Genomic DNA, 23,008 nt, shown 5'->3' on the forward strand with positions numbered 1-23,008 from the left:
CAGCAGCAGCCACTTGCGCTCGCCACCACAACAAAAACAACAACAATGAGGTTTGCCCATGGACAGTCCATCGCGTCGTTCGACGCTGACTATCGCGTTGTGCTTTATCGTTGCGCTGATCGAAGGGTTCGATCTGCAAGCCGCCGGAACCGCCGCCGCGGGGTTGCGCCAGAGTTTTGCCCTGGACCCGAAGATGCTCGGTTGGGTGTTCAGCGTCGGGATCATTGGCCTGCTGCCGGGGGCGTTCTTCGGCGGCTGGGTCGCCGACCGAATCGGGCGCAAGAAAATCCTGGTGATCGCGGTGCTGCTGTTCGGGCTGTTCTCGCTTTGCACCGCGTTTGTCGAAAGCTACTCGAGCCTGCTGTTGGTGCGCTTTCTGACCGGCCTCGGGCTGGGTGCCGCGCTGCCCAACCTGATCGCGCTGTGCGCCGAAGCGGTCAGCGAACGCAGCCGGGGCACCGCCATCAGTGTGATGTACTGCGGCGTGCCGTTGGGCGGCGCATTGGCGGCGGTGGTGGCGATGTTTTCCAGTGAACACTGGCAGACCACCTTTATCATCGGCGGCCTGGCGCCCTTGCTGGCCGTGCCGTTGATGATCCTGCTGCTGCCCGAGTCCAACGCCTTTCGCCAACAGCTCGACAATACCCTCAGTGCCCGCCCCTCCACTCGCCAGGCGCTGTTCGGCGAAGGGCGCGCAGGCACCACGCTGGCCTTGTGGCTCAGCTACTTCTTCACCCTGACTGTGATGTACATGCTGCTCAACTGGCTGCCGTCGTTGTTGCTCGAACAAGGCTTCAGCAAACCCCAGGCGGGCATGGTGCAGATGCTGTTCAACATCGGCGGCGCCCTTGGCTCGCTGCTCGGCGGTGTCCTGCTGGACCGCTGCAATGCCCTCAGAGTGGTGCTGTTCGTGTATGCCGGGCTGCTCGCGGCCCTGGCCGGGGTCGGGCTGTCGGTGGGCATCGTGCCCATGGCCATCGCCGGTTTCGCCGCGGGCTTGTTCGTCATGGCCGCGCAGTTGGTGCTCTATGCGTCGGCACCGCCCTCCTATCCAACGGCGGTGCGCGCCACCGGCGTCGGTGCGGCCGTGGCCATCGGCCGGCTGGGCTCGGTGGCCGGACCGCTGGCGGCGGGACAACTGCTCGCCGCAGGTGCGGGCACCACAGGCGTCCTGCTGGCGACCTCCCCCGGGTTGGCGATCGCGGCGCTGGCCATCATCACCGTCATGGTGCGTAAGGCGCCACTGAACCTGTCCACCCCGGAAGCGGCCGGGCACACCAAAGCCTAGAACTTGTGCAGCCAATTGAGCACCAGTTTATTGCCCTCGGTGCGGTTCTCAGCCTGCTGTTCAAAGTAGGCGTTCACCGATAGCACGTTCTCCTTGTTGAAGGCGTATAACAGGCCTGGGCCCATGGCCCAGACCTTCTCCCGGCGCCCGCTCACGGCGTGCCCGTCCACCTGGGTGTCGGTGATCTGCTTCAACCAGTAGCCGTTCACCCCCACGCTCAGTTGCTGGCTCAAGGCATATTGCACGGTCAGGTTGGCATGCAACGCCTGGCCGGCCTGGGTATCGGAAACATCCCCAAAGCCGGCCTGCGGCTCATCATTCTTGCCATTCCACAGGTACATGAAACGCCCGCTCGCCGACCACTTCGGGCTGAACCAGTACGTTGCCGCGTAATACGGGTTGAATGACCAGAAGTTGCTGCCTGGGTTGATCGAGCGCTTGCGGTCATAGGCCCCCACCGGCACCGAGATATCGGCTTCGACACGTTGGGTCAACAACGGGCTGCCATCCGCGCGGCTCAGGGTCGGCAGTTGCAGGAAGGGCCCCACAGTCACATCACCAAACCCGGCGCGAGAACTCAGCGCCGCATTGTTCAAGCCATCGTCGACATCTGCGTGGACCAGGGAGGTGTTGATCAGGGTGAATCCCGGCATCGCACCATTGGCCAGGGGTTGCCCGAGGTAGATGATCTGCGTGGTGGGCGCCACCACGTCCAGGTCCTGCCTGGGCAACGCCAGCTTGTGACCGTTGGCGTCATTGAAGCGGCTGGCCCGGGAGTACGTCAGGTATTCCTCCAGGTACCAGCCAGGGCCGGCCGGGGCCGGTGAGCCGTCGTAGAAACTGGTGCTGCCGAGGTTGAGCCCGGGCAGGTCGTAAGCGTGTGCAATCGATGACAGTGCGACAAAAGGCATGGCCGCAACCGTCCGCAAGATAGGCTTGAGCATCTTGGATGTCCTGTATTTTTGTTGTTGTTCAAGACCCCCGGCGCGGAGGCGCCGCGCCGGGGTTTAGCGCCGTTGCAAGCGCTACACGTAGGTCGCGGCCAAGCCACCGTCCACCGGCAGATTGACCCCGTTGACCCAGCGCGCGGCGTCCGAGCAGAGGAAGGCAATCACCGCCGCCACCTCATCGGCCAGGGCTGGCCGGGTCATGCGCTGGCTGTCTGCGGCCACCCGTTCCGGCCCGAGCATGCTGACGAAATCGCCGAGGATCGGGGTAAACACCGGCCCCGGCGCGACGCAGTTGATGCGTACCGAGTGATCGCGAAACCAGCCCTGGGATTGCTGGAAGCTCCACACGATCAGCGCTTCCTTGAAGTACTGATAACAGTTGTCCTGCTCCACCGGGTTGGCCGCCAGCCACTGCTGCCCTGCCTCGAAGCTTGGCGTCGCGGCCAGGGCCTTGTGCCGCTCCAGCCGTTGCGGCCATTGCGCACCGAGGACCGAGGCGACATTGACGATGCTGCCGCCCGCCGACATGCGTGGCAGCAGCGATTGAGTCAGGTGCCGCAGCCCCAGGTAATTGACCGTGGCCACCGCTTGCAAGGGCGCCGTACCGGGCACGCCGGCAATGTTGCACAGCCCATCGATGCGCGCCGGCAGGCGTGCCACCAGCGCATCGATGCTGGCAGGGTCGCCCAGGTCAGCCTGGACGAAGCTATCCAGGGTCAGTTGCGGTGCATGGCGATCAACGCCGATCACCGTGGCCCCCTGGAAGCGCGCAAGCCGCGCCAGCTCGGCGCCAATGCCGGAAGCGACGCCAGTGACGATCAAGGTTTTGTTCTGCAGGTTCATGTTCAAGCCCTCTTGTTTTTGTATAGGCATGGGTGGATCAAACCGATGAGCCAGGGCTCAGAACGGATAGGCAGGCGGTGTATTTTTCAGCGTGACCCACTGCCACTGGCTGTACTCGTCCCAGTCGGCCGGCCCGCCCACGCTGCCGCCATTACCGGAGGCGCCGCGCCCGCCGAACGGGTTGATGCATTCGTCGGCCACGGTCTGGTCGTTGATATGCAGCAGGCCGCAGTCAAGCCGCTCGCCGATGGCCATGGCGCGCCCGACCGACGGCGAGATGATGGCGGCCGACAGGCCGTACTCGGTGCGGTTGGCCAGTTCGATGGCCTCCTCGTCCGTGGCGAAGCTGACCACCGTGGCCACCGGGCCGAAGATTTCATCCTCAAACGCGCGCATACCCGGACGCACGCCACTGAGCACGGTGGGCTGGTAGAACAACCGGTCATATTCGCCGCCCGCCTCCAACCGCGCGCCCGCTTGCAGGCTGTCGCTGACGATTGCGTGTACGCGCTGCAATTGCCGTTGGTTGATCAATGGGCCGAGCGCGGCCTCACCCCGGGCGGCATTGCCCACCGTCAACGCCCGGGCCTTGTCCACCAACTTGCGCGTGAGGCGTTCGGCGATGGATTCATGGGCGAGAATCAAGCCGGTCGCCATGCAGATCTGCCCCTGGTGCATCCAGGCGCCCCAGGCGGCATTGCTCGCGGCCAGGTCGAGGTCGGCGTCTTCGAGAATGATCAGCGGGTTTTTGCCACCCAGTTCCAGCGCGACTTTTTTCAGGTGTCGCCCCGCCACTTCGGCGACTTTGCGCCCCGCCGCCGTGGATCCGGTGAACGCAATCATCCGCACATTCGGATCGCGGCACAGCGCCTCCCCCTCCGGCGCAGCGCCGGGCAACACCTGCAGCAGGCCCTTGGGCAAGCCCGCCTCCTCGAACAGCCGGGCGATGAGAAAACCACCGCTGACCGGCGTCTGCGGGTCGGGCTTGAGCACCACCGCATTGCCCGCCGCCAGCGCCGGCGCCACCGAGCGCAGCGACAGGATCAGCGGAAAATTGAACGGCGAAATCACTCCGACCACGCCATGGGGCTGACGCCGCGCATAGGACAGGCGCCCGGCTTCACTGGGCAGCACCACCCCGTGCGGTTGGGACAACAGCCCCGCCGCCTGATGCAGCAGCACTATCGCTTCGCGCACTTCGTGTTCACCCTTGAACAATGCGCCGCCGGTTTCCCGGGCGACATACAGCGCCAGTTCCGCGAAGGACTGCTGAGCCAGGTCCGCCGCCTTGCGAAACACCTCGGCGCGCTCCCGAGGGCCGAATGCAGCCCATGCCGGCTGCGCCAGGGCCGCGTTGCGGCAGGCGATGGCGATGTCGGCCGGGGTGGCCATGGCGCAGCGCATCAGGGGTTCGCCGGTGGCGGGTTCGATCACCGCGATCACGGACCCCGAGGCGGGTATCCAATCGCCGTTGAACAGACATTCGGACGCAATGGCCCGCTGTAGAAAGTGAGTGGTTTCAGACACTGACATGGCAACTCCGAGTTCTTGTAATTGTCATCGCCTGCACAGGGTGCAAACGCCGCATCAAGCCTTGAGCAAAGGCTGTGCCGCTTGCGCGCAAAGCTGCTGACGTAACGCGTCGAGGGCTCTGGGTCGCGGCCCGCCGCGTCGCGCTCACACCCCACCGAGCGGTTGCCTGCAAGAACCGGGGCCCTGCCACTTGTTCAATTGATAAGGTTATGTTTAATAACTATCTGAGCAGTTACTCATATCGTTCACTCGCTTTGCAGGGGCATAACAATGACTAATCCCCCCAGTGCGCTGCCCGACGACCGGGTGGCCAATGCGGCCTTCCATCCGCGCGGCGACAGCCGCCAACTCAGTGCCGGCAGCTCGCCCACGCCGGCGGAACTGACCGACTGCCTGTTTTTTTCTCCCGAAGACGGGCGTATCTGGCTCAACGATCAACGCATGTTGTTGCTGCACAGTTCGTCGTTCGGCGCCCTGCGCGGGGAGGTCATCGAGCGCCTGGGCCTGGAGCAGGCGCGCGGCCTGTTCACCCGCACCGGTTATGCCTCCGGCGCGCGGGATGCGCGGTTGATACGCGAGCGCTGGCCACAGGCCGATGCCGCCGCGGTGTTTCGCGCCGGGACACACCTGCACACCCTGGAGGGCATGACCAAGGTCGAGCCGCTGCACTTCAAGTTCGATGCCGATTCGGGGTTCTATGAAGGTGAGTTCCTCTGGCACCACTCCTGCGAGGCCGATGAGCATGTGCGCGCCTACGGCATCGGCCAGGACCCGGTGTGCTGGACTGAAACCGGCTATGCCATCGGTTTCGTCAGTGGCCTGTTCGGGCAAATGGTGATTTTCCGCGAAGTGGAATGCCGTGGCATGGGCCACCGCAGCTGTCGGGTGATCGGCAAGACGGCCGAGCAATGGGGTGACGTCGAGCAGGACCTGCGCTACCTGAATGTGTCCCAGGCCGTCACCAGCACCACGCTCGCGCCCACGCCCGAGCACCCGGTGAGCCGCAGCGCCAGGGCCAACCCGCCGCAAACGCTGGTGGGCGCCAGCGCCGCGTTCAACGCCGCGACACAAGCCCTGCAACGCGTCGCGCTGACCCCGGCAACGGTGTTGATCAGCGGTGAGTCCGGGGTGGGCAAGGAGATGTTTGCGCGCCAGTTGCACCAGCTCAGTCACCGCCATGACGGCCCGTTCGTGGCGCTCAATTGCGCCGCCATTCCGGATAACCTGATCGAGGCCGAACTCTTCGGTGTCGAACGCGGTGCCTATACCGGCGCGACGCACTCGCGCCCCGGACGTTTCGAACGGGCCCAGGGCGGCACGCTGTTCCTGGATGAAATCACCAGCCTCAGCCTGGGCGGGCAGAGCAAGTTGCTGCGGGCCCTGCAGGAGCGGGAAGTCGAACGGGTCGGCGGCGTGCGCGGTATCAAGGTGGACGTGCGCGTGGTCGCCGCCACCAATATCGACCTGCGTAAAGCCGTGGCTGACGGTACGTTTCGTGAAGACCTGTTCTACCGGCTGAATGTCTACCCCATCGCCCTGCCACCGCTACGCGAACGCAGGGACGACATCCCGCTGCTGATCAACGCATTCCTCACGCGCTTCTGCCAGGAATACGCGCGAACGCCGGCGGGCCTGACCATGCGCGCCCTGAAGGTTTTGCTGCGCTATGACTTCGCGGGCAATGTGCGCGAGCTGCAAAACCTGATCGAACGCGGCCTGATCGCCAGTGACGAAGGCCAAGCGATTGACCTGGTGCACCTGTTTCGCAACGAGCCGATGCCCGCCGATCCCTATGGCCTGGACGACCACGGCAGCCTGTCAAATAGCGGGCCGCAGCTCACCACCACAGCGCCCCGCCCTGCACTGCTGGACACCCTTGGCCAGCTGGACCAGGGGTTTTCCATCGACGGCCTTGAATCGCGCCTGATCAATGAAGCGCTGCAACAAAACGCCGGCAACCTGGCCGCCGCCGCCAGGCTCGTGGGGCTCAGCCGCGCTCAATTTGCCTACCGATTGAAGAAGCATCAGCGGCAAACCCCTTGAATGGCAATTAGTGCTTTAAAAGCTTTACCCAATTAAGTATTTTGCAGGGATACCGGGGCGACAAGCGCCCCTCTTTTTACTCGTGACAAGGATCTCCTGTGAGCGGACTGCGTGAACGTCAGAAAGCCGAACGCCGGCAAGCTATCAGCAAGGCCGCGATCGAACTGTTTGAGCGCCAGGGTTTCCAGAACACCACCATCGAACAGATCGCCAGCCAGGCCGGGGTGTCGCCGCCGACGGTGTTCAAGTACTTCGGCAACAAGCAGGAAATCATCCTGGAAATCCTGCACCACGCCGATCAACGCGCGATCATCGACACCCGCAGCCGGATCCACGAAATAGACGACCCGGTCGAGGCGCTCTGCCACCTGGAACGCCTGCTTACCGGCTATGCGTTGGAAGTCATGCACCCCAGCCTGTGGCGTGAACTGCTGCCGCTGATTCTCTTCGGTGGCAACAATGAACTGCCGGCAGGCTATCGGGCCATGAACGATGCGCTCAGGGCCGAAATCAGCGAATTGCTGCGGGAATTGCAACGGGCCGGCAAGCTGCGCCCGCAGCTCGATGTGGAATTGGCCGCGTTCCTGTTGAACGACTATTCGCACCTGCAACTGTTCCGACTGGTGAACCAGGAACACCCGGATATCGACGCGCACTCTACCCAGGTCAGGCGTATCACCGAGTTGCTGTTTTACGGCATGCAGGCCTGACCCATTGCGGGGTCAGGCCATACTGATCAGCGGTTGCTCTTGATGGCGGTCCAAGTGCGGGTACGGATGCGCTCCACGGCGGCCGGGATCGGCTCCAGGGCGAACAGGGTCTTGCGCGCTTCCTCCGGCACATACATGTTGGGGTCGTTGCGGATGCTGGCGTCCACCAGCGCAGTGGCGTCCTTGTTCGGGTTGGGGTAGCCGATTTTGTTGCTGATGCGCGCAATCACGTCCGGGCGCAGGATGTAATTGATGAACGCATGGGCCTCTGCAGTATCGGGCGCATTGGCCGGGATCATCATCACGTCCGCCCACATCGGCGCGCCTTCCTTGGGCAGTGCCATCTCGACCTTGACGCCCTTGCCGGCGGCATCTGCCAGTCGCGTGGCCAATGCGACACCGCCGGACCAGCCCACGCCCACACAGATATCACCGTTGGCCAGGTCCATGCCGTAGCGCGACGAGTTGAAGTAAGTGACGTAAGGGCGAATCTTCATCATCACGGCCTGGGCTTGCGCATAGTCCTCACGCTTCTGGCTATTGGGGTCGAGGCCCTTGTAGTGCAAGGCAATCGGCAGGATCTCGTTGCCGGCGTCGAGGAAACCCACGCCACAACTGGCGAGCTTGGCGAGGTTTTCTTCCTTGAAGATGATGTCCCAGCTGTTCATCTGCACGTCGGCGCCCAAGGCTTTACGCACCTTGTCGACGTTGTAGCCGATCAATGTGGTGCCCCATAGGTACGGCACGGCGTAGCGGTTGCCGGTGTCCCCCACCGCTTCCAGGGATTTCATGAACTCGGGGTCCAGGTGCTGCCAGTTCGGCAACTGCGCGCGGTCCAACGGTTGGACGGCACCGGCGGTGATCAGGTGCCCCAGGTTGGCGGTGCCCGGGAATACCACGTCATACCCGGAGTTTCCCGTCAACAGCTTGGACTCCATGGTTTCGGCGCTGTCGAATACATCGTAGATCGGGCGGATTCCGGTCTCTTCCTGGAAGCTCTTGAGCACTTCCGGCGGCAGGTATTCGATCCAGTTGTAGATCCTTACGGTTCGTTCTTCGGCCAGGCAAAAACCGCTGATCAACAACGAAGCGACAGTGCCCAACACGGTATTACGCAAAAAACTGTTCATGATAAAAACACTCCAGCGCGGCCGCAAAGGCTCGCGGCACTTAATAGCGATAGGTGAAATACAGTTCCAACGCACTGAAGGTCTGGTCGTCACCGAACACCTGCTTGGCGGCGGCCAGTGGTTTGACCCAGTTATAGGACAGCGACGTATAGAACGACGGCGTGGGCGTCCAGTCGAGGAATATCACGCTCTCATCGGCAAAGCGCCGATCGCGGACCGCCGCGCCCATGTAGTTTTTCTCATCGAGCCAGAACTGGTAGTGAATGGCGCCGAGGGTCAGGGTCTCGTTGAGGTGGGTCTTGAGCGAGAACTGTTGGACATTTTCGTTGCTGTTGAACAGCAGGTAGTTGCCGACCACGTCGCCGACGAGCCACGTACTCCAGTCGACGAAGCCCTTGCTCAACGGGTCCCAGGCTTTCTGGCGGTTATCGCTGAGGTTGTCATCACCGGAAAAGCTCGCGTAGCGATAACCGATGACGGGCGTCAACGGCAACGTGCTGAAGGCATAGTCGGCCTGGCCGTACCAGGCGTTGGCATCGTAATCGACCCCCTCGCCGCTACCGCGCTCCAACGCGTACTCCGCATTCAGAGTCAGCGCCGGTACGCCGGGCACCTTGGCATTGAGCGCCCGCAGGTTGTACACCTGCATGCCGTCGCGACGACGAGGCAGCGTACTGCCTTTGGGCCCCAGGGCGTTGACCCGCATGGCCATGGCACCCAGGGTCACTTGGTCGTCGAGGTTGTAATCGAGGTTGACGCCGGTCATGCGGAAATCACCCAGGTCATCGTCGGTGCGCAGGGTGAATGCCTGAGACTTCAAGGCGCCATGTTCCCAGGCCAGGATCGCCGAATCCTTGAAGGCGGTTCGAGGGCCCAGCCAGTAGGCGCCGTCCTTGAGCTGGTCCAGGTTGCCGTCCATGACGATGAACCCCGTACCGACCATGTAGTTCTGGCGGCCAGCCGTGAACTTCCACTCACCGGCGCGGAACCCGCCGTACAGTTCTTCAGCGGCAACCTTGCCGTCGGAACTGCGGGTAAAGCCGCCCGCATCGCCGTCGCCGAACGTGCTTGCCGCGACCAGGGAACCGCCGGCCAGCAAGCTGAAATCGGGTTGCAACGCATACTCGAGTTTGACCCCGGGCTTTACGTAGAACTCTTGCCAGTCGATCTTGGTGCCGCCATTTTTACCGTTGCGCGCATCGACCCGGCCGCTGCCGAAGTTGACGCCGCGGGTCGATAGCGTCGCGCCCCCCGCGGTGAGGTTGACTTCGCCCTTGAGATCGCCGTCCTCAAAGGTGTAGCCCGCCAACGCGACGTGGGTGGTCAAGGGTAAGCCGACCGCTATGAGCGCTCGAGAGAAACGCTTGATGAAAACCATAAGAAGCTCCTGTGTGATTATTGTTGTTACAGGGCAGTCAATGGCAACGCAAAGCGCCGCCAACACATGGCAAAGCCAGGTGAATAGAACGCAAGACTCTTATTTTTCGGGGTGTGTCAGTGACTCAGGTGAGCGCTGATAGCGCGCAGCATTCGCACGCTATCGGCATCGAACGGGCCGACCGCATCGGTCAGCGACGATTGCTTGACGATCACGACGCCGGAGGGCTTGTCGATGAACAGGTACTGGCCGTGGATGCCACCGGCCATCAGGGCCTGGCTGTGATCGTTGAACACGTACCACTGGCTTCGATAGGAGGCACCCGGTGTCCAGCCGGAGAACTCGGCATTTTGCGCGTAGATCGCCGGATCCCCACCGGCGGCGATACGTGCCACGGTCTCGGGCGACAGCAGCTCAACCCCCTCGTGACAACCATCGTTGGCCAGCAGACGGCCGAAGCGCGCCATGTCTCTTAACGTCGCACTGAAACCCGCCCCGGCGACGTTACGTCCCCAGGGATCAGCCATGAAATAGCCGTCGCGATCACAGCCCAGCCGGCTCCAGATTTCTGCCAACAACTGACTGCAGGCCTTGCCCGAGGCGCGCTCCATGACCCAAGCCAAGGCTTCGGTGGTCGCGGTCACATAATGGAAAAAGCCACCGTGGCTGGCGCGCTTTTTGAGGGATGGCAGGTACTGGTACAACGACTCGAATTGAGCGTATTGCGCCGGTGCCGGTTGAAACCCGCAGGCGTAACCGTACTGCGAACTCTCCGAGTTGGGATCGTCGTACACCTCGCTGTAGTCGATGCCCACCGCCATATCGAACAACTGGCGCACCGTCGCATCGCCAAACGCGCTGCCCACCAGTTCGGGCACGTAGTACGCGACGGGTAACCCGGGCTCGAGCACGCCACTGGAAACCAGCTGTTCGCCAAGGGTGCCGATCAGCGATTTGGTCACCGAAAACATGATGTGCCGGTCGCAGGCCTGCTGACCGTTGAAGTAGCGCTCGAACAATACCGTGTCGCCCTGCATCACCAAAAAGGCGTCGGTCTGGCTGGCCTCGAGGTGATCGATGACGCTGATGCTCAGCCCACACTCACTGTCGAAACACAGCTGGTCCAGCGCATTGGGAGCCTGCTTGAGCGTACCGACCGGCCCTGGGCCCGCCGGTACGTCGATGGTGGGGCGCAAGCGCGCCAGGTTGCGGAACCCCCACTGGCTGAAGGGCGGACGCATCCAGTTGTGCCACGTGACTCGGTGTTCCGGCTCGGCGGGAAAGCCATGCATCAGCAAAGGGGCCGCGCAAGTGGCCGACGACGATTCAGTGGCCTCGACGTAAAGCGTCGCAAGAAAAGACGGGTTTTTATGACTCATCGGGAGATGACCCTGGAGATGACTCTGCATGAGAGCAGATGCGCAGAAATCATTACCCGATATTTATTTTTAGTCAATAAAACTTTTTACTCGATAACACTCACTCCGCTATCGCTGCATCGAGCCGGTCGCCGGCGGTGCGCGGCACATTCGCCGTCATGAAAAGCACACTCCACACCGACCTCAGAAATCAACCGTGGCCGACAACTGCAAGGTGCGCGGAGATCCCGGGGAAAAGGCGCCGTAGGAGGCGACGCCCGACCAGTACTCACGGTCGAATACGTTCTGCACGGTGGCGCGGAACGTCGTAGGTCGCCCTTCTATCTTCGTGGCATAACGCGCGCCCGCATCGATGCGAGTCCAGGCGTCCAGTTCCTGGGTGTTGGCCTGGTTGACGTATTGGCTGTCGGTGTAGATCGCGCCGCCGGTCAAGGTAAAGCCTTCCAGCCATGGGGTATCCCATTCGGCCCAGAGGTTGGCCTGGATGTCGGGCACGCCGACCGGTTTGTTGCCCCGGTTGGCCGCGGTGGCGGACTTCGTCAACTCGCCGTCGAGGAACGTCACGCCCCCCATCAAGCGCGTGCCCGGCGCGACTTCCCCGTACAGGCTCACTTCCACGCCACGGTTGCGTTGCTCCGATTGCACGGAATACACATTGTTGGCACCCAGCTCGCCGCTGGGTTTTTCGATCTGGAACAACGCCACGCTCGTGATGAACGTGTGGTGTTCATACTTCACGCCGAGCTCGTGCTGTTTGGACACATAAGGGGCGAATGTCTGGCCGCCGTTGTTCGCGGTGCCCGGGGCGGTATCGCCCTTGCTCAAGCCCTCGACATAGTTGTAATACAAAGACACGTCATCCCAGGGCTTGACCACTACGCCCAGCAACGGCGTCGTGGCAGTGTCTTTGTTGCGGGAGCTGACAGCCCCGGCGGCATTGTAGTTACGCGACTCGATCGCTTGCCGGCGCAGGCCGAGGGTCAGTTGGAGGCGGTCGTCCAGCATGCCCAGGGTGTCCGTCAGTGCGACGCCGGACAGTTCCGTCTCCGAAATGCGCAGCACCTTGGGGGCGTCGAGGTATTGCTTGGGCGTATCCACCGGGTGATAGATGTTGGAGCGGATCTCCTTACCATTGGTGATGCCTCGGGACAGTTCGTCCCGGTAACGGGTCGCCATCAGCGTGGTCATGTGCGTCACCGGCCCGGTGGCGAACAGCCCGCGAAGGCCCGCATCGGCGGTCGAACGGTCGACGTTGAACTTGTAATAACCCGGGATATTGCTGGTATCGCCGGCATCGTTGAGGATCCTGGGCACCTGGTCGGACAGGCGCTTCACGTCCGACTTGCCCCCGCCGGCATGGGCGAATACGGTCAGCGCATCGCTCAAGTCATACTCGCCGCCGAGCAGTGCCGACTGTTCCTTGGTGTCCGACCAACCCCATTTTTGCGGCAGGCTGGTGCGGCCATTGGCGGCAGATGGCACGTCGACGCCCGTTGCGACGGTGAAGGGGCGCGAGGCGCCGTCAAAGTTTTCTTTCTGGCTGATGTAGTCAAGGTTCAGGCGCAACCGCTCGCCGCGATAATCCAAGGCAATGGCCCCGATATCCACCTCGCGCTTCTGATTATCGACGGCGGTGTCGCCGCCCTGGAGGCTGCCGTTGAAGCGCAGGCCAAACTGGTTTTCTTCACCAAAGCGCCGGCTGATGTCCAAGTGGCCGCCCACTTGGGAGTCCGATGCGTAACTGCCGGTAAAGCGCGTCAGGTCTTCATCCAGCGCCCGCTTCGGCACGATGTTGATGACGCCGCCAACGCCGCTGTTCGGCGAGACACCGTACATCAGCGCACCGGGCCCCTTGAGCACCTCGATGCGTTCGGCGTAGTCGGTGAACGTCCGGTAGTTCGGCGCCACACCGTACACGCCGTCATAGGCCAACTCGCCAAGGTTGCCTTCGCCGATGGCAAACCCACGGATGAAAAACGAATCGACGATACCGCCCGTCTGCCCCGTGGACCGCACCGAAGGATCGCGCTCCAGGGCGTCGGCCGCCGTCACTGTTTGCAGGTCGGCCAGGGTTTTGGCGGTGTAGCTGGTCACACTGAACGGGGCGTCCATCACATCCTTGTTGCCCATCATCCCCAGGCGCGCGCCACGGGCGACCTGCCCGCCGGCCAGTACCGGCGGCAATGCCGTGGGGCCAGCCTCGCGGGCGTCGATGGTGGTGGTGTCGAGGATCAGGCTCTGCGCGCTGTCAGGCGTTGACGCGTCGCCCGCTGCGGGCTGTGGCGTAGCCGCCGAGGCGTTGGCGCTGCATGCGACCAAGACGACATTCAGCATGGCGCTCCGAATCGCGAGGGTTAACACACGTTCACCATAGGGACGACAGATAACGGGCATGACGAGAGGATCCTTTCAACGTAGGAAAATGGGAATCACTCCTAATGCCAGCCGACTTGCGAAAAAGTATCATCCCTCCCTGTTTTTTTACCGGGTTCATCCGCCGAGGCCGTCTCATGTCCCATGCAGGTGTCATTCAGGGTTCAAGTGTCAGAACCCTTGTTTATCTTTTGTTCGCGATCCAACTGGTCTCCATGGGCGCGATGGAAATGAGCGGGCCGTTCTGGCCCGTACACCTGCGCGGGCTGGCCTCTTCGGAGGCGCTTTTCAGTTTCGCCAGCATCGCTGTGTACGTGGGACCGATGCTGGGCATCATGCTGACCAGTGCGTTCTGGGGCCGTATCGGCGATCGATACGGGCACAAGTTGATGATGATCCGCGCGCTCGCCGGGTTGTCCTTGACCCAGCTCGGCCTGGCGTTTTTCAGCGACATCTGGGCGATCCTGGCCCTGCGTTTCCTGCAGGGTGCCTTCGCGGGCTACATTGCCCCGGCGCAGGCCTACGGCGTGAGTATCGAAAGCCCGTCGCGCCGGGCCCGGCTGTTCGCGATTCTGCAGATCTCGACCAACGTCGGCTCGTTGCTGGGCGCCGTGCTCGGCGGCCTGATTCTCGATTACGCGACGTTTTTCTGGATCAATATCGTGGCCTCGGTGTTATGCGCCGCCTGCACGGTGATCGCCGCCATGACACTGCCGGACGTCCCCCCCGTGGAAAAAACCACGCTGGTAAACACCTCTGCCCCCGCCCAGGCCAGCGCTGCCGGCTGGCGCGGCTCGCCCCTGCTGTCGCTGTTGGGCATCATGGGGATTCTGCTGTTGGCGCGAATGCTGCCCCAAACTTCGTTCTCGCTTTACGTCAGCTCCACATTCGATGTCAGCCACTCAGTGGTCGGCCTGTGCTACGGGCTATTGGCCCTGGGCTTCATTCTTTCGGCGACGGCATGGTCGCGCTACTTCGAGCAGCGCTCTCTACGCCAGACGCTGCAGCGCATCACTTACGTGGTGATCGGTTGCATCGCGCTGACCGCCGTGGCGGGCATTACCCGCAACCCCGTGGTGTTTATCCTGGCCTACTTCGTCTGGGGAGTACTGCTGGGTGCCACGACGCCAGTGCTGATGGCACTGATCTCGACCACCGCCGACAGCGCCCGACAGGGCTATGTACTGGGTATCGCGCAAAGCACCGCGCAGTTTGCCTCGATTGCCGGTATCTGCATCGGCGGCTTGCTCAGCCAAGCGTATGGCCTGCCCTACACGTATCTGTTCGTTTGCCTGGCGTATGCGCTGGCGCTGGTGCTGATCGTCGCTCTGCGTTATTGGCCCGCGGGCAAGCAACCCCACCAAGTCGCGGGTCGGGATTGAACCAGGTGCCTGGCGATGAAGGACACGCCAGCACAGGGGATCGCACCGATCGCGAGGCACTGATCCCCCCTTGCTTTTCAAGCATCTTGTCAACTAGCATTGGGAATACTTCTCAATTAGATGCACGCCCGCGCCATGAGCCAAACCCACTCCGCGAACAACCCGAGTCACCTGCGCGCGATTGAGGCCCTGTACAGCGGGCATCACAGCTGGCTGTACGCGACGCTGAAAAGAAAACTGGGCAACGCCATGGATGCGGCGGATCTGGCGCAGGACACCTTCACCCGCATCCTGGCTTCACAGGTCACGGTAATCGAGCAGCCTCGCGCCTACTTGAGCTGCGTGGCCAAGGGCATCCTGATCAACTGGTACCAGCGCAAGGCGCTGGAGCGTGCCTACCTGGAGGCACTCGCCAATGCGCCCGCACAGGATGTGCCGTCGCCTGAATCGCACTTCATGGTGCTGGAAACCCTGCACGAAATCGACGCCATGCTCGATGCCCTGCCGCCGCTGGTGAAGCGGGCGTTCCTGCTGTCGCAGATCAACGGGCTGAAATACGACGACATCGCCAAGCAACTGGACGTCTCGCTGATCACCGTCAAACGCTACATGAAACAAGCGTTCCTGCACTGCATGATGATGGTCGAATAGATGCGCGCGCTGCGCAGAGAGCCACCGCTGAATCCCGACGTGCTTGAAGAAGCCGCCGAATGGCTGATGCGTTTGAGCGACAACGGGTTGAGCGACAACGAACGTGCCGAGTGGGAGCGCTGGAAGGTCAGCAGCCCCGAGCGCGATCGCGCGTGGTCGCGGGCGCAATTGCTGCAAAGCAAGCTGGGCGGCTTGCCGTCTTCCCTGGCGATGTCGGCGCTGGATCGGCCAAGCAATCCGGAGCGGCGTGCCGCCCTGGGTAAATTGGCCCTGCTGCTGGCGGTGATACCGGCGGGTTGGGGCAGCTGGAAGCTGGTGGAGTCAGGCCGATGGTCGTCCGACTACCGCACGGCCGTGGGCCAACAACGCGAATTGACCCTGGCCGATGGCTCACGCATCACGTTGAATACCGACACCGCCATGGATGTGCTGTTTGATGGCCAACAGCGGCTCATCCATCTGCGCGAAGGCGAAATACTGGTGCAGACCGCACCGGATACCGCTTCCGTCCCCCGCCCCTTCCTCGTCATCACCCGACAGGGCCGCATGCAGGCCCTGGGCACGCGCTTTACCGTGCGTGAACTGGGCCCGCGTACCCAGCTCGCCGTACTGGAAGGCGCAGTGAAAGTGGAACTGGCCGAAAACCGCCAAACCGCGCCGCTGATCGTCAACGCCGGGCAGCGCACCGACTTTTCCTCACAGACCTTTGGAGCGCTGACTGCCGCCGGTCGCTACGTCGGTGCCTGGGCCCAGGGCATGCTGATGGCGGACAAGATGCGCCTGGCGGATTTCGTTGCCGAGCTGGCGCGTTATCGTCGTGGTTTTGTGCGCTGTGATCCGGCCATTGCCGACCTGCGCGTCTCCGGTGCCTTCCCGATCAGCGATATCCAACGCACCTTGAACATGCTGGTGCAAACCTACCCGGTGCTCGCCACCGGCCATTTGAACGGGTATTGGGTCACGCTGTCGCCCGCCTGACGCCGCGAAGGCAAACCTCGCAAAAAAATAAAGCGTTGCCAGACTGATACTTTTTTTGATCTCAACTGGCAATGAAGGAACAGCCACTTCCTCTCGCCACAGGGCCTCCCATTGATGCCGGTCATTCGCAGCGCGTTGCTCAGCCTGACCCTGATCGGTGCGGCCTGCCCTTTGGCCCGGGCGGACGCGCCGGTGCAGCTGGATTCAGTGACCGTGCGCGCGTACAACCTTGCCCCCGGACCGCTCGGCGCAACCTTGTCGAGCTTTGCCGTGGAGGCCGGCATTGCCTTGTCCTTCGAGCCGTCGATCACTGAAGGGTTGATCAGCCCAAGGCTTTCTGGAAATTACTCGACCCAGGCGGCAGTCGCGCATTTGCTGGCCGGCAGTGGCCTGGACATGCTGCTGCGCAACGACGGCAGCTACACCTTGGCGCTCCGCAGGGTCACCCTGGCGCAGACCACCATCAGTGGCCACGACCAGCCGGCCGAGACCTTGCCCCCGGTGTATCCGGGGGGCCAGGTGGCCGCGGGAGGACGCCTGGGCATGCTGGGTAATACCGATGTAATGGACGCCCCCTTCAGCGTCAGCACTTACACCTCGTCGCTGATCAAGGACCAACAGGCAACGACCGTGGGCGACGTGCTGGAGCGCGATTCGTCGGTCCGCGCCACCGGGCAGACCGGCGGGATTGTCGATTCTTTTTTTATCCGTGGGTTTCCGGTCGGCGAAGGCAACCTCGGTGAGCTGGCCTTCGACGGTGTCTATGGCGTGGCCTCCAACTATCGGGTGTTCACCGAATACGCCGAACGCATCGAGGTCGTCAAAGGGCCGAGCGCACTGCTCTACGGCATGTCGCCCAACAGTGCCGTCGGCGGGGTGATCAATGTGGTGCCCAAGCGCTCCCTGGATGAAGACTTGACGCGGTTCACCGCCAGTTACGCCCAGGATGCGCAACTGGGGAATCATATCGACATCAGCCGGCGCTTTGGCGAGGAACGCCGATGGGGGGTGCGGGTCAACGCCAGTGTCCAGCAAGGCAACACCGTGATCGACGACCAATCGCGCGCCGTCGGGCTCGGCGCCGTGTCCCTGGACTACCGGTCCGATCGCCTGCGAGGCAGCCTGGACCTGATCTCCCAGCAAGAAAAGTTCGATGCGGCATCTCGACCGTTCCTGATCGACACGGGCGTGGAGATGCCTTCCGCCGCCAATGGGCGGACCAATGTGAGCCAAGACTGGGGCTGGTCCGAAACCCGTGATAAATCCGCGTTGCTCAGCGGTGAATACGACCTCACCGACGCCTTGACCGTCTTCGCCCATGCCGGTGGCGGCAGGTCGGCTGTCGCGCGCATGTCCGACCAGACCCCAACCCTCCTCAACGCCGCCGGCGACACCGCCTCGACACCCGGCTATTACAAGTTCAACGTGCAGCGCTATACCGTCGATGCGGGCACGCGCCTACGCTTCGACACCGGGCCGGTCGGCCACGTCACGGCCCTGCAAGTCTCGCGTTATCGCGATGAGTTGTCCCGTGGCATCACATCCGGCGCGGTCATCCTGTCGAACATCTACCACCCGATCGATCAGCCCAAGCCTTCGATTGCCGAGCCGGATACGCCAAAGGTCTCCGCGACGCAATTATCCGGCATCGCCATCGCCGACACCCTGTCGGTGCTCGAGCAACGCCTGCAGGTCACCTTCGGCCTGCGCAGACAGCATATTGAGTCGAGCAACTACAACGCCTCCGGTACGCTGAGCACGTCGTATGACGGAGGCAAGACCACGCCGCTGTTCGGGGTGGTGGTCAAACCCTGGGACCATGTGTCGCTCTACTACAACTACCTTGAGGGCCTGAGCAAGGGCGACGTCGCCCCGGCCAACGCCGCCAATGCAGGCCAGATCTTCGCCCCTTACGTTTCCCGGCAGCAGGAGATCGGGGTCAAGCTCGACTACGGCACGTTCATGGCGACCCTGGCGCTGTTCCAGATCAAGAAGCCCAGCGGCGAGTTGTCGGGCGGGACGTTTTCGGTGCAAGGCGAACAGCGCAATCGGGGCATCGAGCTGAACCTGTTTGGCGAGGTCGCCCCAGGCGCGCGCCTGCTCGGGGGCGTGACGCTGCTGGATGCACAGTTGACCAAAACCGGCATTGCCGCCAACCGAGGCAACACTCCGGTCGGCGTGCCGGATGTACAAGCCAACCTCTGGGCCGAATGGGACATCCCCTGGGTCGAGGGGCTGACGTTCACCAGTGGCGCGATCTATACCGCCCGCCAGTACGTCAACCAGGCCAACAGCCAACAACTGGATCCCTGGACCCGCATCGACCTCGGCGCACGTTACACCACGCGTATCGCACAGCGGCCGACAACGTTCCGCGCCACGGTGCAAAACCTGTTCGATCGCGAGTACTGGTCGGGTGTCGCCTCTTATGGAGCGTTTTCCCAGGGCTCGCCACGCACGCTTTTACTCTCGGCCACGGTCGACTTCTGACACCTGCAAAGGCTTTAACCATGGTTACCATCGTTCGACGCAGCCACGCCTTCGCGGCGCTGTTAGTGGCTGGCTTGCTCGGGGCTTCACTGCCCGCCCCCGCCGCCGAGGCGGATGCCGCGCGCAGTACCGTCACCGACCTGCTCGGCCGCGAGGTCAAGGTCCATCTGCCGGTCAGGCGGATGATTCTCGGGGAGGGTCGCCAGTTGTACCTGGTCGCCGCCCTGGATACGCAAAACCCCATCGAACGCATCGTCGGCTGGCGCAAGGATCTGATCCAGTCGGACCCGGACACCTACGGAGCCTACCTGCGCAAATTTCCCGCCATTGCCAGGATTCCCACCTTTGGCGGTTTTGAAGACGGGACCTTCGACATCGAACAAGCGATCGCCCAGCACCCCGACGTGATCATCCTCAACATCGAGGCACAGCATGCCACCGAGGATGCGCGCTATATCGAGAAGCTCGATGCCCTGGGCATACCGGTGGTGTACGTCGACTTTCGCAATCAACCGATGCAGAACACCGAGCCGACCATGCGCCTGTTCGGCCGGCTGTTGGGCAAAGAAGCGCGTGCCGAGGCTTTCATTGATTTTCGCAACCGGCAGATCCGCCGGGTGACCGACGTGATCGCGGCGCAGCAGCCTGTGCGCCCCGCGGTGTTTATCGAACGCATCGGCGGTTACACGGACGATTGCTGCCTGAGCTTCGGCAACGAAAACTTCGGGCTTTTTGTCGACATGGCCGGTGGCGACAATATCGCCAGAGGCATTATCCCCGGCACCTTCGGCCAGTTGAATCCCGAACAGGTCATCGTCGCCAACCCGGCGCACGTGGTAGTCACCAGCGCCAACTGGGAGGCGTTCGCCCCTGGCGGCCATTGGGTCGGCGTCGGCCCGGGCGCCGACATGACGCAAGCCCGGCACAAACTGGCCTGGTACACCCAACGGCCAGCCTACGCAGGGATCAAGGCGCAGGACAACCAGGCCTTTCATGCGATCTGGCATCAGTTCTACAACAGCCCTTACCAGTTCGTGGCCATCCAGCAATTGGCCAAATGGTTTCATCCCAGGCTGTTTGCCGACCTGGACCCCGAGGCCTCCTTTCGCGAGCTGCACGAGCGGTTTCTGCCGGTACCTTACGAGCCGGGCTATTTCGTCAGCTTGCGCACCCCCGAGGTCAAGCCATGAGCGCACCGAGCGACACCCTGGTGGCGCAGCGCGAGACCTACCGTCGCCTGGTGCTGCGCAAGCGGCTGATCCTCGCCGGGCTGATGACGCTGCTGCTCTGCAGTGTCCTGCTTGACCTGGCCCTGGGCCCGGCGAGTTACAGCCTGCGCGAAGTACTCGGCGCACTGTTTTCACCGGATGACGCTTCGGCGCAGGTGCGCGTGGTGATGTGGGATATCCGCCTGCCTGTCGCCCTGATGGCGGTTGCCGTGGGCGCGGCATTATCACTGGCGGGCGCGCAGATGCAGACCATCCTCAACAACCCGCTGGCCAGCCCCTTCACCCTGGGCATTTCTGCCGCCGCCAGCTTCGGCGCGGCCATGGGCCTGGCGTTTGGCGTGGCCCTGTTCCCATTGGCGGCACAGTACATGGTGCCGGTGAACGCGTTCGTCATGGCCATGCTCTCTGCCTTGCTGATCCACTTCCTGAGCATGCGTCGCGGCGTCACCGCTGAAACCATCGTGCTGCTCGGCATTGCCCTGGTGTTCACGTTCAACGCGTTGTTGGCCCTGGTGCAGTTTTTTGCCACCGAGCAAGCCGTGGCGGCCGTGGTGTTCTGGACCATGGGCAGCCTGACCAAAGCCACCTGGCCCAAACTCGGAGTGATCTGCCTGGTGATCGTGGTCACCCTGCCGATTTTCGCCAGGCGCGCCTGGGCCCTCACAGCCCTGAGGCTGGGCGACGACAAGGCCGCAAGTTTTGGTATCAACGTGCGCAGCCTGCGCTTTCAGACGTTGATCATGGTCAGCCTGCTCGCCGCGTTTCCCGTGGCCTTCGTCGGCACCATCGGCTTTATCGGGCTGGTCGGCCCGCACATTGCGCGGATGTTGATTGGTGAAGACCAGCGGTTCTTCCTGCCGGCGTCGCTGCTGACCGGCGCACTGATTCTGTCCGTCAGTTCGGTGGTCAGTAAGACCCTGATTCCGGGCGCGATCTTTCCGATCGGCGTGGTCACATCGTTGATCGGCGTGCCGTTCTTCATATCTCTGATTCTCAGCGGGAAGAAAAACTCATGGTGACGATCCAACTGGAGAACCTTGGTGCCCGCTACGGTCAACGCACGATCATCAGCGGTGTCACGACCGGCGCATTTATGGGTGGCCAAGTGGTCGCGGTGGTCGGCCCCAATGCCGCCGGCAAGTCCACTCTGTTCAAGCGCATGGCAGGCTTGATCGACGGCCCCGGCCGGGTGATTCTGCAGGGCTCGAAAAAGGGCGTGCGGGGCATCAGCTACATGCCGCAGGGCTTGAACGGCAGCGCTCGATTGACGGTGTACGAATCGGTGCTTCTGGCACGTAAACAACTGTCGCCCGGCTGGGTCGTCCACGATGATGAGCTGACGCTGGTCGACGAGATATTGCAGGCGCTGGGGATCACCGGCCTGTCCTTTCGCAACCTCGGCGAACTCAGCGGCGGGCAGCAACAGCTCGTGTCCATCGCGCAGACCTTGGTGCGCGAGCCGGAGATCCTGTTGATGGACGAACCCACCAGCGCCCTCGACATGCACCGCCAGGTCCAGGTGTTGGACTTCATGCAGGCATTGGCCCGCCGGCGTCGGGTCATTGTGTTCATCGCCATCCATGACCTGAACCAGGCGTTACGTTTTGCCGATCAGGTGCTGGTCATTGCCGACGGTACCGCACAAGGCAGTGGCGCGAGCCGTGAGGTCATTACAGAACAGATGCTGCGCACTGTGTACAAGGTCCAGGCGCGCATTGAACAGTGCAGTCGCGGGCAGCCTCATATCCTGATCGACGATATTGTTTGAGGGCCGCGAGCACTCCAGCCTGTATTCCACGGCCGCGCCGGCCATCAGTGCCTGGGCTTCGATGGGCGGCGCATCCGGATAGTGTCAACGGGTAACTTGATCCCGAGGTCGAACCGCGCTGATCAAAAGTCGTCCTTTACGTTGCCATCGTTGATCTTGAACTCCCGGTGTTGCAGATAAACGCTTCGAATGAAGTTGTATTTATCCCCGGTGACGAGCTTTTCAGATTTTATATATTGAGCGCGTCCGTCGATCATGCCGAGGCCGTACAGGCTATTACGCGTCGGAACGTCGCCGATGTAACGAACCGGGTTGGCGTAGATATCGGGAAAGATGGCCGGCGCATCGCGAAGTGTACTGGGCCCCAAGAGTGGCAGCACAAGATAAGGACCACTATCTACCCCCCAGTAACCGAGGGTTTGACCGAAATCTTCGTCATTGCGCTGCAGCCCCATGGGCGTCGCGACATCGACCAATCCTGCCAGGCCAATGGTGCTGTTGAGTAAGAAGCGGCTCGTATCAACCCCGGCGCTATAGAACTTGGCTTGAAGTAAGTTGTTCGCCAGGTTCTTGACCTCCCCCAGATTGTTGAAAAAATTATGCACGCCGTCTTGCGCAATGCGCGGGGTGACAAATTGATAACCCTGGGCAAGGGGTTTCAGTGCGTAGGTATCCAGCGTGTCATTGAATGAGAAAATGGGTCGGTTGATACGCTCCCACGGGTCCTTGTCGGAATCCGCCTGGCAAAGGGCTGAAAGCGTTATGAAACTGGCGCAGGTCAGTACCTGAGCGCAACGGCTTAAAGTGGAACGAGATGCACGCATGTTGATTTCCCATTGAATGAAGTCAGCCGATTTGACGCGCGCCAGCCGTTCCATCGCGG

The 23,008-nt window shown here is 62.4% G+C and carries 18 protein-coding genes; 10 read left to right on the plus strand and 8 right to left on the minus strand.

The annotated features are described in order from the left end of the window. Positions 1–58 precede the first annotated feature (58 nt). Positions 59–1,288, plus strand: a complete 1,230-nt coding sequence (mhpT, locus tag NR164_RS08645; protein WP_017847936.1) for a 3-(3-hydroxy-phenyl)propionate transporter MhpT — start codon at positions 59–61, stop codon at positions 1,286–1,288. Here mhpT and NR164_RS08650 read toward each other — a convergent pair. From NR164_RS08650 to NR164_RS08660, 3 genes are all read right to left on the minus strand, one after another. Next, positions 1,285–2,232 (minus strand): transporter, encoded by a 948-nt coding sequence (locus tag NR164_RS08650; RefSeq protein WP_104903483.1) that lies wholly within the window; start codon positions 2,230–2,232, stop codon positions 1,285–1,287. The genes mhpT and NR164_RS08650 overlap by 4 nt on opposite strands. Positions 2,233–2,313: 81 nt before the next feature. Continuing rightward, positions 2,314–3,081 (minus strand): coniferyl-alcohol dehydrogenase, encoded by a 768-nt coding sequence (locus NR164_RS08655; protein ID WP_046383966.1) that lies wholly within the window; start codon positions 3,079–3,081, stop codon positions 2,314–2,316. Positions 3,082–3,138: 57 nt separating this feature from the next. Continuing rightward, positions 3,139–4,614, minus strand: a complete 1,476-nt coding sequence (locus tag NR164_RS08660) for a benzaldehyde dehydrogenase (protein WP_108525606.1) — start codon at positions 4,612–4,614, stop codon at positions 3,139–3,141. A 270-nt stretch (positions 4,615–4,884) separates the two neighbouring features. Here NR164_RS08660 and NR164_RS08665 point away from each other — a divergent pair, with 270 nt between their 5' ends. Next, entirely contained in the window at positions 4,885–6,657 is a 1,773-nt protein-coding gene (locus tag NR164_RS08665) for a sigma-54-dependent Fis family transcriptional regulator (protein WP_057005577.1), read from the plus strand. Positions 6,658–6,755: 98 nt separating this feature from the next. Next, a complete protein-coding gene (locus tag NR164_RS08670) occupies positions 6,756–7,367 on the plus strand; it encodes a TetR/AcrR family transcriptional regulator (RefSeq protein ID WP_017847941.1) in 612 nt (203 codons plus the stop codon). A 26-nt stretch (positions 7,368–7,393) separates the two neighbouring features. On the opposite strand, the gene NR164_RS08675 is transcribed toward NR164_RS08670, so the two are convergent. The 4 genes from NR164_RS08675 to NR164_RS08690 form a co-directional block, all read right to left on the minus strand. Continuing rightward, on the minus strand, positions 7,394–8,497 hold the full coding sequence (locus NR164_RS08675) for a polyamine ABC transporter substrate-binding protein (protein WP_046383970.1): 1,104 nt from the start codon (positions 8,495–8,497) through the stop codon (positions 7,394–7,396). A gap of 40 nt (positions 8,498–8,537) precedes the next feature. Next, positions 8,538–9,875, minus strand: coding sequence for a hypothetical protein (locus NR164_RS08680; protein WP_046383971.1), 1,338 nt, complete (start codon positions 9,873–9,875; stop codon positions 8,538–8,540). Between the two features lie 116 nt (positions 9,876–9,991). After that, the gene (locus tag NR164_RS08685; RefSeq protein WP_026140145.1) at positions 9,992–11,254 is read right to left on the minus strand and encodes a serine hydrolase; all 1,263 of its coding nucleotides are present in this window, start codon (positions 11,252–11,254) and stop codon (positions 9,992–9,994) included. A gap of 183 nt (positions 11,255–11,437) precedes the next feature. Beyond that, on the minus strand, positions 11,438–13,648 hold the full coding sequence (locus NR164_RS08690; protein ID WP_108525610.1) for a TonB-dependent siderophore receptor: 2,211 nt from the start codon (positions 13,646–13,648) through the stop codon (positions 11,438–11,440). A gap of 116 nt (positions 13,649–13,764) precedes the next feature. On the opposite strand from NR164_RS08690, the gene NR164_RS08695 reads away from it, so the two are divergent. From NR164_RS08695 to NR164_RS08725, 7 genes are all read left to right on the plus strand, one after another. Continuing rightward, positions 13,765–15,009: an MFS transporter gene (locus tag NR164_RS08695; RefSeq protein WP_256822627.1), complete on the plus strand. Its 1,245-nt coding sequence runs from the start codon at positions 13,765–13,767 to the stop codon at positions 15,007–15,009. Between the two features lie 135 nt (positions 15,010–15,144). Further along, entirely contained in the window at positions 15,145–15,660 is a 516-nt protein-coding gene (locus tag NR164_RS08700) for a sigma-70 family RNA polymerase sigma factor (RefSeq protein WP_079445008.1), read from the plus strand. Beyond that, positions 15,661–16,638 carry a FecR domain-containing protein gene (locus tag NR164_RS08705; RefSeq protein ID WP_256822628.1) on the plus strand — a complete coding sequence of 326 codons (978 nt, stop codon included), beginning with the start codon at positions 15,661–15,663 and terminating at the stop codon, positions 16,636–16,638. Positions 16,639–16,752: 114 nt separating this feature from the next. Beyond that, on the plus strand, positions 16,753–19,128 hold the full coding sequence (locus tag NR164_RS08710) for a TonB-dependent receptor (RefSeq protein ID WP_256822629.1): 2,376 nt from the start codon (positions 16,753–16,755) through the stop codon (positions 19,126–19,128). A 20-nt stretch (positions 19,129–19,148) separates the two neighbouring features. Continuing rightward, a complete protein-coding gene (locus NR164_RS08715; protein WP_169881428.1) occupies positions 19,149–20,318 on the plus strand; it encodes an ABC transporter substrate-binding protein in 1,170 nt (389 codons plus the stop codon). After that, positions 20,315–21,376, plus strand: a complete 1,062-nt coding sequence (locus NR164_RS08720; RefSeq protein ID WP_169881429.1) for an iron ABC transporter permease — start codon at positions 20,315–20,317, stop codon at positions 21,374–21,376. Before NR164_RS08715 ends, NR164_RS08720 begins: the two co-directional genes overlap by 4 nt. Then, positions 21,370–22,125, plus strand: a complete 756-nt coding sequence (locus tag NR164_RS08725) for an ABC transporter ATP-binding protein (protein ID WP_017847952.1) — start codon at positions 21,370–21,372, stop codon at positions 22,123–22,125. Before NR164_RS08720 ends, NR164_RS08725 begins: the two co-directional genes overlap by 7 nt. A 122-nt stretch (positions 22,126–22,247) precedes the next feature. Here the strand turns inward: NR164_RS08725 and NR164_RS08730 are convergent, their stop codons facing one another. Continuing rightward, positions 22,248–22,949: a VacJ family lipoprotein gene (locus tag NR164_RS08730; RefSeq protein ID WP_256822683.1), complete on the minus strand. Its 702-nt coding sequence runs from the start codon at positions 22,947–22,949 to the stop codon at positions 22,248–22,250. Positions 22,950–23,008 lie beyond the last annotated feature (59 nt).

The organism is Pseudomonas sp. Pse79 (genome assembly GCF_024519615.1).
GTDB lineage: Bacteria > Pseudomonadota > Gammaproteobacteria > Pseudomonadales > Pseudomonadaceae > Aquipseudomonas > Aquipseudomonas veronii.